At 38.2% G+C, this 17,730-nt stretch carries 14 protein-coding genes and 1 pseudogene; 12 read left to right on the forward strand and 3 right to left on the reverse strand.

Annotated elements, in window-relative coordinates; all coding sequences use genetic code 11:
* The 3 genes and pseudogenes from MKL32_RS09905 to MKL32_RS09915 all read right to left on the reverse strand — a co-directional run.
* Positions 1–314 (reverse strand): annotated as a pseudogene (locus MKL32_RS09905) (IS701 family transposase); the annotation flags it as partial.
* Positions 315–459: 145 nt separating this feature from the next.
* Positions 460–1,833: an ABC1 kinase family protein gene (locus MKL32_RS09910; RefSeq protein WP_004915684.1), complete on the reverse strand. Its 1,374-nt coding sequence runs from the start codon at positions 1,831–1,833 to the stop codon at positions 460–462.
* Between the two features lie 196 nt (positions 1,834–2,029).
* Positions 2,030–2,335, reverse strand: coding sequence for a hypothetical protein (locus tag MKL32_RS09915; RefSeq protein ID WP_004915688.1), 306 nt, complete (start codon positions 2,333–2,335; stop codon positions 2,030–2,032).
* A gap of 161 nt (positions 2,336–2,496) precedes the next feature.
* Between MKL32_RS09915 and ybaK the strand changes: the two genes are divergently transcribed.
* From ybaK to cobU, 12 genes are all read left to right on the forward strand, one after another.
* Positions 2,497–2,964 carry a Cys-tRNA(Pro) deacylase gene (gene ybaK / locus MKL32_RS09920; protein ID WP_004954520.1) on the forward strand — a complete coding sequence of 156 codons (468 nt, stop codon included), beginning with the start codon at positions 2,497–2,499 and terminating at the stop codon, positions 2,962–2,964.
* 316 nt (positions 2,965–3,280) lie between these two features.
* Positions 3,281–5,065 carry an IucA/IucC family protein gene (locus tag MKL32_RS09925; RefSeq protein WP_125272443.1) on the forward strand — a complete coding sequence of 595 codons (1,785 nt, stop codon included), beginning with the start codon at positions 3,281–3,283 and terminating at the stop codon, positions 5,063–5,065.
* Complete coding sequence (acbB, locus tag MKL32_RS09930; RefSeq protein WP_270900484.1) at positions 5,058–6,539, forward strand: acinetoferrin biosynthesis monooxygenase AcbB; 1,482 nt, start codon at positions 5,058–5,060, stop codon at positions 6,537–6,539. Before MKL32_RS09925 ends, acbB begins: the two co-directional genes overlap by 8 nt.
* The gene (acbC, locus tag MKL32_RS09935; RefSeq protein ID WP_204378979.1) at positions 6,536–8,353 is read left to right on the forward strand and encodes an IucA/IucC family protein; all 1,818 of its coding nucleotides are present in this window, start codon (positions 6,536–6,538) and stop codon (positions 8,351–8,353) included. The genes acbB and acbC overlap by 4 nt, the downstream gene beginning before the upstream one ends.
* Positions 8,354–8,380: 27 nt before the next feature.
* Positions 8,381–9,019 (forward strand): acinetoferrin biosynthesis acetyltransferase AcbD, encoded by a 639-nt coding sequence (gene acbD, locus MKL32_RS09940; protein WP_004915699.1) that lies wholly within the window; start codon positions 8,381–8,383, stop codon positions 9,017–9,019.
* On the forward strand, positions 9,016–9,387 hold the full coding sequence (locus tag MKL32_RS09945) for a hypothetical protein (RefSeq protein WP_126131945.1): 372 nt from the start codon (positions 9,016–9,018) through the stop codon (positions 9,385–9,387). The genes acbD and MKL32_RS09945 overlap by 4 nt, the downstream gene beginning before the upstream one ends.
* Positions 9,384–10,619, forward strand: coding sequence for an MFS transporter (locus tag MKL32_RS09950; protein WP_126131944.1), 1,236 nt, complete (start codon positions 9,384–9,386; stop codon positions 10,617–10,619). Before MKL32_RS09945 ends, MKL32_RS09950 begins: the two co-directional genes overlap by 4 nt.
* Positions 10,620–10,628: 9 nt before the next feature.
* Positions 10,629–12,899 carry a TonB-dependent receptor gene (locus MKL32_RS09955; RefSeq protein ID WP_270900485.1) on the forward strand — a complete coding sequence of 757 codons (2,271 nt, stop codon included), beginning with the start codon at positions 10,629–10,631 and terminating at the stop codon, positions 12,897–12,899.
* Positions 12,900–12,923: 24 nt separating this feature from the next.
* Positions 12,924–14,183, forward strand: a complete 1,260-nt coding sequence (locus MKL32_RS09960) for an MFS transporter (RefSeq protein ID WP_126131942.1) — start codon at positions 12,924–12,926, stop codon at positions 14,181–14,183.
* A gap of 197 nt (positions 14,184–14,380) precedes the next feature.
* Complete coding sequence (gene mtlD, locus MKL32_RS09965; protein WP_126131941.1) at positions 14,381–16,510, forward strand: bifunctional mannitol-1-phosphate dehydrogenase/phosphatase; 2,130 nt, start codon at positions 14,381–14,383, stop codon at positions 16,508–16,510.
* Between the two features lie 75 nt (positions 16,511–16,585).
* Positions 16,586–17,209, forward strand: a complete 624-nt coding sequence (locus MKL32_RS09970) for a 2'-5' RNA ligase family protein (protein ID WP_126131940.1) — start codon at positions 16,586–16,588, stop codon at positions 17,207–17,209.
* 1 nt (position 17,210) lies between these two features.
* A complete protein-coding gene (cobU, locus tag MKL32_RS09975; protein WP_270900486.1) occupies positions 17,211–17,729 on the forward strand; it encodes a bifunctional adenosylcobinamide kinase/adenosylcobinamide-phosphate guanylyltransferase in 519 nt (172 codons plus the stop codon).
* Position 17,730: the final 1 nt, after the last annotated feature.

The following is a 17,730-nucleotide window of genomic DNA, read 5'->3' on the forward strand; positions in this document are numbered from 1 at the left end:
TTGACGGATCGGTGGTGTTTGCCTGACCAAAAATAGCTAACTAAGTCCATATGTTGACTATATGGTTTATCTAAAACAGTATCATCAATACTGACTATAAGTTTGTTATTATCAATATGTTGAATTGATTCTTGATATAGGTCGTGAGGTGTGTAATCTTCACGCTCTAGAAAGCGATTTACACTATCATGCGAGATATTATAAGTCTCGGCAAGTTGTGTGCAGCTAATAGAGTTCGGTTCTGTCATGAGAAAGCCCATATAAATGGGTAGAGTACAAGTTGCTGTAGAAGCATGTTTAATTCGTCTGATCACAGATACTTTATAAAGTATTTTAGTACTTTTTTGAATCCGTCAATGCGTAAGTCCTAATAATTTAAAAAAATGAAAAAAAATTATAGCAAAAAAAATTGACCAAACTGACAGAGCAGATTGGTCAATATGACTGAATTAATTTGGTTTATGCAAATTGACGAATCATTTTGCGAACATTTGTCTTAGCTTCAATCACTGTCATGAAGGTATAAGCACCAATGAACTTACGGCTAATAAACATAAATTCTTTAGGAGGTACTGAGAAATAACGAGAAGCCATAGACTGAGCAGCTTGTTGCATTACACGACTATGTAATTGGCTTTTTTTCCAATCATAACGATCTTGTTCATCCATCACACCAGCAGGCATATCAGGATTGTTGCTTGGGTTACTAAAAGCTTCGGTCGCAATTAAAAACACATCCGCCATACCTGGTTTTACACTTTCAGGCATCGAATCAAAAAATTCATAACCTGTCATCGCTTTAACCATAGCAGTTTTGTCATGATCATATCCTGCATGGATAAGATTACGTGCGACAGAAAGTAGATTGTCATCAAATTGGCGAATTGCACCAAAGTCGAGCAATACAATCTTATCCTTTACATCATCACCATTGCCTAAGCGGACAAGGTAATTACCAAAATTAGGATCAGTTTGCATCTCACCCCATTCGAACAGCTCACGTACTGCAATTTCTAGTGAAGCTTCACCAAGTTGATTACGGCGCTCTTGAGGTAAAGAAAGCATAACAGGGCTGTTGATAGGTACTCCACGCTCAAATGTCATACACAGAACTTTGTCAGCACAGAACTCATCAACAATTTGTGGAACAATATAACGCGGGTCATCTTTCAAGCGTTCTGCGAAACGTCGAGTTGTCGCTGCCTCAATGTCATAATTCACTTCACGGTGCATCATTTCACGAACTTCATCAAACCACTGGTCGAACTCACGTGTTTGAGGAACCATTCGTGTGAGTTTCAGCATGTTTTTGAAAAGATTCATGTCAGAATCAATCGCTTCTGCAACACCAGGGTATTGAATCTTCAATACAACTTCTAAACCATCAGATTTACGAATTGCACGGTGAACTTGTGCCAATGATGCAGTACCGATTGGCTCATGATCAATCGTTAGATCATTGAGTTTCGAACCTAGTTGCTCATGTAGGTGCGCTTTGATTGCAGGCCATGCTAAAGCAACAGTTTGATTATTCAGCGTATTGAGTGCTTGAGTGATTTCTTCTGGTAAGAAATGTTCACCATATAAGGCCATCATTTGTCCAATTTTAACAATTGAACCTTTTAATTTTCCAATTTCAGAGACCAAATAATGGGCTTGATCAGCCATCGCTTTTTTACGTTTCTTCTCTTTTTCTTCCTCACTAGAAAACATAGAGGTAGCACTTGCAGTTGCCCAACGAGTTCCAGCAAGTAAAGAAGCTTTTGCAATAGATAAGCGACGATCCACAGACGAGGTTTTTAGATTCTTGAGCTTATCGTTCTGATCTGACATGAAAGAAAAATCCTATGCTGAAATCGGAGGGGGAGGAAAGCCGAGAGTTAAATTGTAGTGGATATTACAGCGTTTGAACGTATTAAAATAGTTCAATCGCTTGAATTATCAGTCTAAATTTGTGATTTAAGTCAACAATATCTAAATAGCCTAAGCAAATTGGAGATCGCTTAAGTCAGCTATTTATACATATGTACTAAATTTTAAACTGAATTTTAAGGGCTGATTTACGCATTAGAGCTGCTCGGTTTGTATGTATATGCTTAATCAACATACGTTTGACAATACTATGATGAAAACCTAAAGCATGAGCTTTCACGATAATAATACTGGGTAATGTGAAGAAAAAGTACTTGGTGTCGTCTAAAGTCGCATTCTCGAAAATACCTTCTTCAACCAAAGTATCACGGAGAAATTGCTTTTCAGCTTGAACGGTAGAAGAAGATTCATCATCCCAGTAGCTTTGACGCATCGCCATCAGATTATTATGTTTATAACTCATGAAGTTTTTGCGCCTTTCTCAATTGCATTCAGTCTTTATATAAGGTTTGAAAAATAATTATCAAGAACACTATTCAAAATAGCCTAAGCAAATTGAAAATATTTTTTTAAAAATGCTACACTTGTCAAACTTAAGAATCATCGAAATAACCCAGATATCAAATGACACCAGCTTGTAAGTTATTGGAAAAAAATAAAATAGCATTCTCGATTCATGAATATGAACATGATGCTAACGCGAAGAGTTTTGGTTTAGAAGCTGCTGAAAAACTCAATTTACGTGTAGAAGAAGTCTTCAAAACATTAATGGTCACAGATGAAAAAAACTATTTTATTGCGATCTTACCTGTAAACCATCAACTCAATTTAAAAAAAGTTGCAGCAGCGGTGGGATGTAAGAAATTACAAATGGCAAATCCTAAAGATGCTGAACGTTTGACTGGTTATTTAGTTGGTGGAATTAGTCCATTAGGGCAGAAGAAACGTCTAAAAACCGTCATTGATGCGACGGCGCAGACATTTAATAAAATATATGTCAGTGGTGGGAAAAGAGGGCTGGATATTGGTTTAGATCCTAATGATCTAGCAAAGTTATTAAATGCAACTTTCTCTGATCTATTGGATAGTTAGGGACTTTATCTGACACCTATAGCTTATGCTTTAATACTTTAATCTACTAAAACAATAAAATTTCAGATTTTCATTAGAATATATAATAATGAGAATTATTATCTTTTGTATCCATAATCTTCTATTTCTTTATTTTATCTATATTAATCAATGTCTTGAATAATAAACTGCTAGGAAAATATTGTAATTGCTATTATAAATGATAATTATTATCATTAGTTTAATCTTATATGCAGTCGTTGCTGTATTTGAGAAGTGTTTTGAGCTCAAACATTCGAAAAAAAACTAACTCTCTCTTTATAGAGGATACCGACAGATGCAATCACTTGCCAATCGGTTGGCGATACAACATTTCGTCAACGCATATACGCAAGAAACTGGCAAAGGTCACTTGCTTAATAAAACACAGCAAAGTCCGAAACAACAAGCGTTTAGCCAAGGTTTGACGTTGTTATCTATTCCGATTAATTCAATTCATGCTCAATGTGATTTCCCATTATCTTATGTCAGCCGTGTTGGTAGACATCGGTTAGCTAATCTTCCTCAAATCGTAATTTCAGGTCAGCCAAAATCATTCAGTCCAGTTGCAATCGTTGGGTTATTACTTGAAGAACTAGTTTCTGAATCATCTTTACCTTTGGATGCTGCTTCTTTACTAGAAAAGTGGATTCAAAGCCGTGATGCATTGCAACAGTTTTTAATACAACGTGAAGCTGATTTTGATGACTTGGTTAAAGCTGGTCAAAGCTTTATTGAAACTGAACAGGCACTGATTTTGGGGCATAGCATGCACCCAGCGCCGAAAAGTAGAACAGGTTTTGTGCATGAGGATTGGCTAAAGTTTTCACCTGAACACAAAGGTAAGACACAACTTCACTACTGGCTAGTGCACCAAGATTACATTGCGGAAGGTAGTGCGACTGATGAACCTATTTCAGCGCAATTAAAAACAGCATTACAGTGGTATTTATCTGAAAATGATCTCAATCTAGTTAAAACCCATAGCGAATATAAATTACTCCCATTGCATCCTTGGCAAGCTCGTTATTTACAGGGTAAAGCTTGGTTTGAACGATTGAAGCAAACAGGGCAATTGATTGATTTAGGTTTACGTGGCTGGCAATTCTCTCCAACAACATCCATTCGTACATTGGCAAGCTTCAACGCTCCGTGGATGGTGAAGCCATCTCTTTCTGTGATGATTACCAATTCTATTCGAGTGAATTTAGCCAAAGAATGTCATCGTGGTGAATTAACACATCGTCTGTGGCACAGTGAGTTTGGTCAGAATATTCTAAAAAAATGTCCAAGTCTAAAGGCAGTCAATGACCCAGCTTGGATCGCCTTGAAAATTGATGATGAAGTGATTAATGAAAGTATCTGCATTTTTAGAGATCAGCCTTTCCATCCTCAACAGCAAGTCACTTGTATAGCATCCTTGTGTCAGGATCATCCAAGCAAATCTTTAAATCGTTTTAACGCATTATTTGCCAAGATTTCAAAAGCTCATCCTGAGATGGATTTTTCAGAGATTACTTTAGATTGGTTTACTCGTTTCCTCGAAGTCAGTTTGCAACCCTTGATGTATGTATACCATCGTTTCGGAATGGCATTTGAATCACATCAGCAAAATGTGTTGTTGGAACTGGAAAATCATTTCCCAAAAACTTTATGGCTGCGTGATAACCAAGGTTTTTATTATATTGAAGAGTTTGCGACTGAAATTCTACAAGCGCTACCTGAACTGAAAGAAAAAGCCTTTGCGGTAGGTCCGAAAGATTTTGTTGATGAGCGTTTTAGTTATTATTTCTTCGGCAATACTTTGTTCGGGATTATTAATGCCATCGGTGCGACGGGCTATATCACTGAAGATGAATTGTTAGCGCATTTAACTGAATTTTTAGAAGAACAATTACAACAATATCCTGATAGCACCTTATTGCAAGGATTACTGTTCAATTCAACTCTGCCTTATAAGGGTAACTTGCTGACACGTTTGCATGAGTTAGACGAATTGATCGCGCCTGTCGAAAATCAGTCTGTTTACGTGCAACTGCCAAATCCACTGCGTATTTCACAGAAGGATGTCAGTTATGCTTGATTTTATTGGCATTGGTCTAGGACCTTTTAATTTAAGTCTTGCTAGTTTGCTACAAAACAAAAGCTCACTCGATTACGTGTTTTTTGAGCAAAAGGCGCAATTCGATTGGCATGCAGGTATGCAACTACCTAATACGGTATTGCAAGTACCGTTTATGGCTGATTTGGTCTCGATGGTTGATCCAACCAGTCCATTTAGCTTTTTGAATTATCTACGTCATCAGCAACGCTTATATAAGTTTTATTTTCTAGAGCAGCCACATATTCCGCGTTGTGAATACAACCATTATTGCCAATGGGTTGCAGAACAACTTGATTGTATCGAATACCAATCTCGTGTCTTGAGGATTGAACCCCAAACGATAGGTTTTAAAGTAGTCGTTGAATCAAATGGTGTTCAGCAAAGTTATGTATGCCGTCATTTAGTGATTGGAAGTGGTAATGTGCCATATTTGCCTGAATGTTTGGCAAAGATTCAGAAAGTCCGTCCGCAACAATGTCTGCATTCAGCACAGTATATGACGCATGCAGATACAGATTTACATGGCGATGTTGTTGTACTAGGTTCGGGGCAATCCGCAGCTGAAGTGTTTATCGACTTGTTTGACGAACAGCAAGATACCGACAATCATCAGTTTGATTTGCATTGGTTTACCCGTTCTCAAGGTTTCTTCCCAATGGAGTATGCGCCATTAGGTTTGGAACATTTTAGTCCAGATTATGCTCAACATTTTTATGATTTGACTGCGCAGCAGAAGGAACAGCAGTTAAAACAACAAGCCTTGTTATACAAGGGGATTAGTGCAAAAACCATTCGGGAAATTTATCAAAGGCTTTATCACCGTAGCATTGCAGGTCAAAGCATACAGACACATTTGCATAGTCAATGTGATTTAAAAGATGCGGAAGTATTGGATACACAAAAAATCCGACTGCATTTCGAACATCGTGCTACAGCTCAGTCTTTTCATCTCGACTGTGATTTTCTTGTAGCCGCAACGGGTTATTTCACACCTGATTTTGGTTTTATGCAGTTGCTCAAGCCATACATCGAGTTTGATCATAAACAGCGTTGGCAGATTACAGAAGACTATCGAGTTGTACACAGGTTGAATGGTCATATCTTTGTTCAAAATCAAGAAATGCATAGTCATGGTGTCGGCACGCCTGATTTAGGTCTTGGTGCTTATCGTGCAGCAACGATCATTAATCAACTGCTTGCTGAGCCTCTTTATGAATTACGCAATCGAGCGCAGACATTCCAACACTTTAATCTCTCTCAAAATCCAAAAATTTGTATGTCAGACGACAAAGCACAATCAAAAGAGTGCGTTTGTGAAAATTCTGCCAATAAAAACAATTCAATTTTCAAGAAAACAGAACAGAACGTGATGACGGCGCATCCTAATCGTCGTGGTGCTAATACACGGACACAAACTGCTTCTGTACATTCAACTTATGAGAAACTGATATGAACTTTGCAACTTTAAAAATTAATCAGCAGCAATGGCGTGCCGCAGGGCAACGTCTTATTGAAATGGCGATTGCAGAGTTTCTATATGAAGAAATTATTGAAGTTAAAGCATTGTCAGCAGGGCATTATCGCTTAGATTTAGGCAATCGTCAGTATGAATTTCAAGGACATCAATATCTACTCGGACATTGGAATATTCAGGAAGCTTCTGTACGTGATGTGACTCATAGTCAGGAAAATGATCAGCCTGCTTGGAACTTACATGAGTTTATTGTCGCAATGTCTGACAGTTCTAATGTAAAGCCATTTACCAAAGCATATTTGATCAAAGAAATGAACAATACTTGGCTGGCAGAAGCACATTTGTTCAATGAAACGCGTTTGCCAAGCACAGCGGTTTTGACTGAGCCTCATTACAAAGTTGAAGGCATGCTACGAGGTCATCCTTGGCTCATCATGAGTAAGGGGCGTATGGGTTTTGGTTATGATGATTATCTTAGCTCAGCGCCAGAACTTTCTCCTGAAGTTAAAGTGTTGTGGTTAGCTGTACATCGTGATTTAGCAGAGTATCGAAGCACTGAAGATTGGAGTGCATGTGGTTTATATCAACATGAATTTGATGCCAATGAACTACAGCAATTCATCAATATTCTCCAAGAAAAAAATCTAGACCCACAAAATTATTTTTTGATTCCCGTACATGCATGGCAATGGCACCAATGGCTCGTGCCAACTTATGCCAATGAAATTGTTGATCAGAAAATTATTGAACTGAATATCAGTCAAGATAGTTATGTGCCAATGCAGTCCATTCGCACATTATGCAATACATCAAATCTACAACGTCATTACATTAAACTGCCAGTCAGTATTTTTAATACTGCTGTTTATCGTGGATTACCCTCAAAACGTAATCTTGCCGCTCCAGCAGTGACCGCATGGTTAAAACAGATTCATCAACAAGATCAAGACTTACAAAATACAGGTGTGATTTTTTTGGGTGAGGTTGCAACTTTAACCATTCACCAGCCATGTTTTGACCGCATTGACGGCGCACCATATCAATTTAAAGAACTATTCGGTTGTTTGTGGCGTGAAAGTGTTGATCGCTATGTTGATTCATCACAACAAGTTCTCTCTCAAGCAGCTCTATTACATCGTGATATTTCTGGTCAATCGATCCTGAGCGTGCTGATCAAAGCATCAGGATTAAGTCCTTTAGCTTGGTTAGCTCAATTTGCTCAAGTGTGCATGAGTCCATTGTTACTTTGCTTGTATCGCTATGGTTTGGCATTTTCACCACACGGCGAAAACACGATGTTGGTACATGAAAATGGTGTGCCGAAAGCCATGGTATTAAAAGACTTCATTGACGACATTAATTTAGTGGATGAGGATTTTCCTGAGTTAACCCAGTTACCATCTGAAGCAGACTTATTACTCCGTCACGAAGCGACCGATCTAAGCCATTTTATCTTCACTGGTCTGTTCATGGTGCATTACCGTTATATCTGTAATGTGTTCTTGCAAGACTATCCTGAATATTCTGAGCTTGATTTTTGGCAGACCATTTCCAACACGATTGTTGAGTTTAACCAAAAACATCCAGAACTGGCTGAACGTGCTGATAAATTCGCCATGCTGCGCCCAAGTTACACCAAAATTTGTTTAAACCGTGTACGTCTATTTACCACAAGTTATAACGATGAAGCAGAACGTCCTGTTCCTGTCTTCCTTGATCCTATTGCAAATCCAGTTAGCCCAGAAACATTGAAAACATGGGCAGAACAACCTCGCCAAGCAAAAGCGGGCTAATTTTATTCGTCATTTTATAGGTTCGATATGAAAACAATCTCTCAGCAATTACCAGATTATTTTGAATACTTTGAAGATGGTACACAGTACTACTTACGCCAAGTGCAATATCCTCAGGATATTCCTTTATTACATCAATGGATGCATGAGCCACATGTAATTCCTCAGTGGCAGTTAAATAAATCGGAACTAGAGTTACAAGTTTACTTCGACAAAATGTTAGCAGATGACCATCACCGCTTATTAATCGTCGGAATTGATGGCAAAGATGTGGGCTATACCGAAATTTATGAAGGTAAACGAGATCGTTTAGGCCGTTATTACGATGGTGATGACAATGATCTCGGTTGGCATCTCCTGTTTGGTGACAAATCTGTGTTTGGCAAAGGCTTCTTGCGACCAACCATTCGGTTACTCAGTTTTTACATTTTTGAACATTCGAAAGCTAAAAAAATTGTGGGTGAGCCAGATCATACCGTTAAACCATATGCAGCAGTAGTGGCAGAGCTTTGTTATGAAAGCCAACGTTTAATACCGATGCCTGAAAAAACAGCGATGTTGTACTACTGCTTCAGAGAAACTTTCTATAACAAGTTTGGGGATTATTACCAAACATCACAACAACAGCTAGCAGATCAGCCAGCCAAACTCCTGAGTGTTACATGAGCTTATATATCAATGAAATGCATATCTTAGACATGCGCTTTGCGGCGAATGTCTCTGTTGCAGAATTTGAACAATGGTTAGCACGGATTCAGCACTATTTCGAAAATAAGCAAAATTTCGTGTTGATCATGCAAACCGATGTAAATACTGAATTTCCTGAAGAATATAGAGCAATCCAAGGCAAATGGTATAAGCAATATAAACAAGATTTTTACCAATATTGCTTGGGTTTTGCTCGTATTGCTCAAGATGAAGAAGATCGTATTCGATTGGATACACCAGCTCTGCACAAAGCTTGGCATGTTCCATATTTTGTAAGCGTAGATAAAGCTGAAGTCACACAATGGGCTTTGCAGAGGTATTTATGAATCAAAATTCATTAAATATTCAGAAAGTCTCAGCCTTGAGCCTGAGTGTCGTGGTGGTTTTATATCTCGCACATGCCTTACCACTGTATTTTTATAATGTGGCCTTACCTGCGATTCTGCGTCATCAAGGCGTAGATTTACGTTGGATTGGCATGTTGTCGCTGCTCTATATTCCTTGGGCATTCAAGTTTTTTTGGGCACCACTAATTGATCGTTTTTATTTCAAAAAACTCGGTAAACGTAAAACTTGGCTTTTGTTTACGCAAATAGCTTTGGTGTTGGGGGTCGTTGCTTTGGCACTTACCCAATTCGATTACGGTCTTGGTGTATTTGTTATTGTCGGTTTATGGATTTCAACTTTTGCTGCAACTCAAGATATTGCCATTGATGGTTATACCGTTGAAACTTTTACTGAGTCTGAATACCGTCTTGGCAGTATGGCGCAAAGTATGGGGGTTGCGCTAGGTAGTATGGTTGGTGGAGCAGCAACTTTATGGCTGTATGAGCTTTATGGTTGGCAAACTGCACTGATTTCCTTAGCCGCTATGACAGCATTGACGATGTTGGCTATTTTCCAGATTAAAGAAAAATCAAATGTAGAGAAAATCTCAAAACAGCCGCCAAGTCTGATCCGTGCATTTAAACGTCCAGAAATGTTATGGGCATTAGCCTTGATTGTATGTTATCGAATTGTCGAAGCACCAGCTATGGCGATGCTGAATCCGATGCTGATTGATCAGAAATGGTCGTTGTCACAAATCGGCGTGCTGATGTCTGTAATAGGTGCAGGGATTGGATTATTAGCCGCTGTTTCAGCTGCATTTTTATTAAAAAAAATAGCCGCAACACAATTGCTGATCTGGGCTGGTTGGGCACGCAGTTTGGTTTACGCCTTGTTGGGTGTTGCAGTTTTACTCAGTTGGTTGAATCAATGGCATTTACTTCTTGGTGGCTTTGTCATTGTCATTCTTGCCATCCGCTATATCGCAATGACAGCCTTATATGCACATTTCATGCAGACCAGCTCCAAAGAACAAGCTGGTACTGATTTTACGATTTTAGTTTGCTTCGAACTATTGGTTTATTTCATTGGCGGTGCAGTCTCAGGTTTCTTAGCCAAAGCATTTGGTTATGGAAACTTCTATCTCATTCTCGCAGTTTCATCTGTTTTAAGCGTGTTGCTTAGTCAACTGCTTATTCGCAAAGCAAAACAAACGCAACAACTCATCTAGGGGTCATTTATGAAAGTTCGTTCACTTTCGACATCATTAACACTGCTCAGCTTGGCGATCAGTACGCAACTTTATGCTCAAAATGTCGAGCAGACTTCAACCGTAAATCAAAGTGCAACGGTTGAGGCTGAGAAGCCAACTCAACTGGCACCAATTGTTATGACAGCAACTCGCTCAGCTCAAAGTATCGCTGAGATTGCGGGAACTGTTTACAGTATTAGCCAAGAAGACATTGCAAAACAAGCTGCTGCTGGTAAAAGTACCGCCGATATTTTAGGACTGTTGGTTCCATCTTTAACACCAAGTTCAGGTACGACCAGTAACTATGGGATGACCATGCGTGGTCGTACAGTGCAATATATGATTGATGGTGTTCCGCAAACGGGATCACGCGATAGTTCACGCCAATTAAATAGCATTAGCCCAGACATGATCGAACGTGTTGAAGTCGTGTCAGGTGCAAGTAGTATTTATGGTGCAGGTGCTACAGGTGGTATCATCAATATCATCACCAAAAGAGGTTCGGGTGATGGTGTAAATTTTGAAACCAAACTCGGCGTTACTTCTGGTGATAATTTCAAAAGTGATGCTTTAGCTTATGAAGCGTTTCAGTCTGCATCATTTAACCAAGGGGATTGGAGTGGTTTCTTAGGTGCTAGCTATACACAACGCGGTGAAATTCAAGATAGTCGCGGTGATCGTGTAGGTCCAGAAGTTGCACAAACAGATCGTCAAGATACTGAAACTGTAGATGTGAATGGTCGTTTAAGCTGGCAGTTGGCAGATAAGCAAAAATTAAGTATCGGTGCGCAATACTATAATGATGAGCAGGACAGTGAATATGGCGCTGATTATGGTCCAGGCTTATCTGTTTTACTTCGAGGCGCAAAACCTAGTCAAAAAGCGGTGAAAGGTTTAGAGCTTGATACTCAACCACGTACTAAGCGTAGTGCAGTAAATGCACAATATGAAAATCAGGATTTTCTTGGTCAGACTTTAAATGCAGAGGCCTATTTTCGTACTGAAAAAGGGCGATTCTTCCCAAGTGCAAATGCTTTAGCACATGCATCCATTCCAGGTGGAAGAACATTTATTGTTACCCAATCAGAAACAGATATTGATGTTTTTGGTGCTCGTTTAGCACTTCAAAGTAAGCTCAATCTGGCAGAACGTGCATTAAATCTAACTTATGGTGTGGATTACGATAAGGAAAATGGCAAACAAACAGCACAACTTTATGATCTAAATACTTTTATGAGTAGTAATGGTCTTAAGTTTAAGCCTTTAAATAATTATGCTTTTGGTCCTGAGGTAGATACTGAAAAGCTTGGTTTCTTCTTACAAAGTCAATTTGAAGCAACTGATCGCTTAAATCTACAAGCAGGTATTCGTCATGAGCGCATCGATAGTGATGTTAAAGACTCAGTTCCATATTCTGAAGCAATGGTTGCCGATTTCGTTCCAACATACCAAGCTAAAACCTTAAAAGGTGGTTCAGTTAAGCATGATGCAACACTTTTCAATGTGGGCGCACTTTATCATTTAACTGATGCACAACAGGTGTTCGCAAATTTCTCGCAAGGTGCAAATTTACCTGATGTACAACGTATGCTAAGAGATGTCCCTGCAAACTTTGTCGTAAGTAACCAAACAATTGATCCAATCAAAGTAAATAGTTTTGAGCTGGGCTGGCGTCTACAAGATGATGCGTTAAGCACAGGGATCACTGCGTTTTATAACAAATCTGATAAATCATTGAAATTTGGTCCTCCAAGTTTTGCAATTGAAGTTATTGATACAGATGAACGTGTGTATGGTGTTGAAGGTAATATCAAATATACCGTTTCAGATGATTGGAATGTAGGTGGGACTTTAGCTTATACACGTGGTCAGTTCAAAAACTCAAATGGTAAATGGCAAGAGTTAGATGCAATTCGTGTAGCACCTTTGAAAGCAACGGTTTATTCAGACTGGCAATTCAATGATGGTTTAGGTTTACGAGTACAAGCTTTGGCTATTGATGGTACGGATGAAGCACGTAAAGATGCGATTGCGAATGGTAGTACTCGTCCACCAGCAGAAATCAAAGGTTTTGCAGTGATGGATGTGATTGCCAATGCAAAATCAGGTCCAGGAACTTTAGGTTTTGGTGTATATAACGTGTGGAATACGGACTATAAGTCTGTTTATAGCCAAGCAGTTTCAACGGTTTACGGCGATATTTCGAGCTTGGCTGCTCAAGGTCGTACCTATGGTTTGAGCTATACTCTCAAGTACTAATCTTATCCAAAAGGCATCTTTTAGATGCCTTTTCTTTTGATGAATTCCATGATGAACAATCATTTAAAATTTTTAGCTTTGGCTGCGTTAATCAATGGAACGTGTTTTTCCATGATTCTTCCTTTACTGGCACCTTTGACTCGACAGCTACATTTATCCGAATTCCAAGGTGGAGTGATCGTTTCAGCAGGAGCGATCTGTATGGCTATCGCGTCAATATGGGTTGCTAAGAATAAAAGTAATCAATCTCCAGAAAATCTAGTGAATTATGGCTTTATGGGAATGACCATAACATGGGCGCTTTTTACTTTAATACTGGCTTTAGGTTTAGAGGCATTTTTGCCTTCAGTGTTGATTTTCATTTTGTTGGTTTTAAGTCGTGCTTCGACTGGCATTTTTATGGCAATGCCACAAATCGGTCTACAAAGTTATGTCATGACAGAATCAGCTGAAACAACGACTCGTAGCAAGAATATGGCATTGTTTGGTGCGATGAACAGCTTTGGTATGATTGTCGGACCTTTGGCGACTTCGTTGTTATTGTATGGTGGACTATTATTTCCAATGTGGTTCGCGGTTGCTTTACTGGCATTAGTCAGTTTGGCACTCAGTATGTTTTTTAAGAAAAAGAGTGATATACGGTCAGATGCAGATAAGACATCAGAACAAAGTTCAAATACAGTTTTGAATCAGCAAAATATTATCAAGCAAAGTTTAATTTGGTTGGCTTTAGGTTTTTCTACTTATGTTGCAATCGTGACATTAAACATGACTGCTGGATTTTATATCCAAGATAAATTCTTTCTGAGTAGTCAGCAAAGCGCAGTCTATTTCTCTCAATGTATGGTTGTTGTTGGTATCTGTCTGGTGGTGACACAGTTGCTGATCGTAAAAGTGATTAAGCTGCAACTACATAGTCTTGTATTAATCGGCATTTTGACCATGTGCTTTGGGTTGCTACTATCTCTTTATGCACAAAGTATTGTGGTATTTCAAGCCAGTTATATTTTCTATGGTATTTCAGTCGCTTGCTTATTACCTGCATTTACAACAGGGGCAGCACAAGCAGTTACACAAGATTCACAAGTTAAAATGGCAGGATATTGCACTGCAACTCAAGCTTTTGGCTTGATTTTTGGTCCTCTAGTTAGCACTTATTTATATCAATTTGATCAAAATCTACCTTTCTATTTTTTATTCGCTTTAATGATATTGGTTGGGATATGTATAGGGTGGGTTTTAGTCAAAAAGGGAGAAGAAGTGAGTTCTTTTGTCGAAGATTAAACGCTTAGTGTGATTAAAAATCATTCATATATTCTTTTAAAAAGCAAGGAAACTTACATAACTACATCTTAGGACGTAAACATAGATGGTTGTTTGGTTGTTTATTAATCAAATTTATTTCATTTATTTAACGGTCGAAATTTAAGCTCATTTCTGAGTTAGCCTATTAGAAGTAAAACAATATAAGAGGAGTAAAGATGTTGATTTTTCATGATTTTCCTGTTCAAGGGGCACTTTTTGATATGGATGGAACATTGTTTGATACAGAGCGATTACGCTTCGAAACATTGAAACAAGCATCAGAAGAGCTTATTGGACAGGAATTTTCAGATGAATATTTAATGCAGTGCTTAGGTCTGAGCGCAAAAACTGCGGAGCAACTTGCAAAGAAATTTTATGGAGAAGATGTTCCATATCAAGCAATTAGAAAACGTGCTGATGAGCTTGAGTTGGAATCCGTGCGTCACAATGGTGTTCCAATCAAAAAAGGTTTAATTCAAGTTTTAGAGCGCTTACGCAAATCAGGTTTAAGAATGGCAGTTGCGACATCTAGTCGACGTGCGATAGCAGAAGAATACTTAATTAATGCCAACGTTTATAAATTTTTTGATCTGTTAGTGTGTGGGGATGAAGTTGAAAAGGGAAAACCTCATCCAGAAATCTTTATTACCGCTGCGCAAAAACTAAATTTACAACCAAGTCAGTGTTTGATGTTTGAAGATTCAGAAAATGGAATCTGTTCAGCTCATGATGCGGGCGGCATTACAATTTTATTTAAAGATATTAAAGAACCAAATGATCGAATGTTAGCGAAAGCAAATTTTTATTATCAGGATCTGTATGAATATTTAAATGCTTTAGATCAGTACATTCCTGAAATGGATATGCCACAACTACAAGAACCATTTCCGCAAAGTTTGAATCAATTAACCGTTGGGATTCATGGTTTTGGTGCAATTGGCGGTGGGTATATTGCTCAAATCCTTTCGCATTGGGATGGATATACGCGTCCAAAACGTATTTTGGCTTCCACTCGAAATAAATTGTATTTGAAATCAGTGAACAGTTTTGGTAGCTACAGTATTCGATATGGGCAATCATCTTTTGATGAACGAATTGATAACTTGACCGTTATTGATGCTGATAATGACAAACAGATGCTTGAAATGTACGCGCAATCTAGTCTTATAGCGTTATGTTTGCCTGAGCATGCGATAGCATCTGAATCAAAAATAATTGCCAAAGGTTTATTGGCTCGTTTCATGTCACAAGATTTGAATAATCATGAACCAATCACTTTCCTAATTATTTTAAACAAGGTCTGTGCAAAATATTTGGTGCTCAAACATATTCGTGAAGCTTTGCTTGAGATCACGGATGAAGATGTTGCTGAGCATATTCTAAGTGAGCATTATTTCTGTGATACGGTGGTCAATCGTATGGTCTCAAAATTGAGTGATCAGGCTTTGTATCGCCAACTCAATATTAAGCATCGTTTATTTAAACAGTATCAAGCTGATTTAAATGAAGAAACGATTGAGTTATCAGATGAAACTGCATTAACTGAAAAACAGGAACGTCAGCTCAGCCAATCATTAGTGGAAATGCGCGAACAGTTCCAAGCGGGGCAGTTTTTACAAAATATGGATTTAATTTTATTCCATAGCGAAACAGATATGCCGATCTATGTTGAAAATCGAAGTCCGCTATTAAATAAAATGCGTCAAATGATCTTGGTTGATCAAATCTCAGATATTCAAATCATTAAAAATCGTCTTTGGAATGGCTGTCATGCCATGATCGCTTGGCAGGCGAGTCTTATTGATCATGAAATGATTGGAATTGCTTTAGCTGATCAGAAGATCAAGAAATTTGCTGAGCAATTGGTGGGTGAAGTGAAATCAGGATTGGTAAATCTTGTTCCGAATCAAGCTAAACAACTTGATCGTATGGCTGAAAGTTTCATGAACTCATGCCGTTCTGCTTATAAAGATCCATGTGAGCGTGTTGCTCGTGATCCATTGAGAAAATTGGGTTACAACGAACGCGTACTCGGCAGTATTGAAAATCATATCGTGCAACAATTGCCATATAAGTACTTATTACAAGGTGCTGTTTCGGGTTATGTGTATGCGGTTAAGCTTTTAGAAATTCCTGTTGATGAAGTGATTACGCATTTACAAAACGCTATTGAGCAAATGGATATTACTGAGCATGAAAAGAAAGATTTGTTTGAGTTGATTTATACATCAATCTCAGCTGAATTAAAGATTTCAGAGCTAGGGCAATCTTTTCGTGTTAAAAATGCCGAGTTTGAAACAGCTTAAATGATTTTTAAAATTATTTAATCTTGCCAGTAAATTATGTTTGAATAACACAACTGTCAGAGCGTTATTGTCGTTGTGTTATTACAAACATCTATTCAACTCGTAAAAACTGAAATTCGCGACTATCCAGAATGGCATCATGGTCGTACAGATTATGCTTTGTGGTATATCGAAATTGATCAACCAGAGTTAGTTGAATATTTAGATGCGATCAAAACACATTTCTCAGATTTCCTTATTAGGTCGAATCAACGTCAGTATCACATTACGTTATTCGTGTGCGGTTTTCTAAATACCCATCTTTCTCCATACAATGATGATTTTTCACATGAACAATTCTTACAACATCTAAAATCTATCAATCAATTACAACTTGAACCCTTTGAATTAGAACTCACAACGATCGATAGTTTTAGTAGTGCTTTATTTATTCAAATCATCGATCGAGAAAAAATTTTAGAAAAAATCCGTTCTCAGCTTGCACTTGTCTCGAATGAAATAGCGGCACTGCAATATTGTCCACATATTACGATTGGACTTTATAGCGATGCGTGGAGTAGTGATCTTGTTTTAGAGAGAATAAAAAGCTTTGAAGCCAAAAGGATTAAAATTCAAGTGAATCAATTAACTTTCGGTTATTATAAGGCTCAGATTTTACAAGGATTACTGTATCCTTATCATCAAATGGTATTAGGTTAATATGTTGCAATTAATTTTGGGTGGTGCACGTTCGGGTAAGAGCCGATTGGCTGAAAATATAGCTCAGCAGCGTGGAATCCCTGTGATTTATGTCGCCACGGCGCAAGCTTTAGATGATGAAATGCAGCAAAGAATTCAACATCATCAACAACAAAGACCTAAGCAATGGCAACTTTGTGAAGAGCCTATTTTTCTGGCAGATCAATTATTAAAACTAGATCAAGAACATCAAATCATTTTGGTTGATTGCCTTACCTTATGGTTGACCAATCTATTGTTAGCTGAAGATCAAGATTTGCAGCAGCAACAGACAGAAAAGTTATTAGAAATATTACCCAAACTTAAATCTGAAATTATTTTAGTCAGTAATGAAACTGGGCTAGGTGTCGTGCCGATGGGTGAAATTAGCCGTCGATTTGTGGATGAAGCTGGTCGATTGCACCAAGCATTAGGGCAGCTTGCTCATAAAGTGATGTTTTGTGTTGCAGGCTTTCCAATGATTTTAAAAGATGAGAATTAAC

This window comes from Acinetobacter sp. AOR34_HL (assembly GCF_027854795.1).
Lineage (GTDB): Bacteria > Pseudomonadota > Gammaproteobacteria > Pseudomonadales > Moraxellaceae > Acinetobacter > Acinetobacter junii.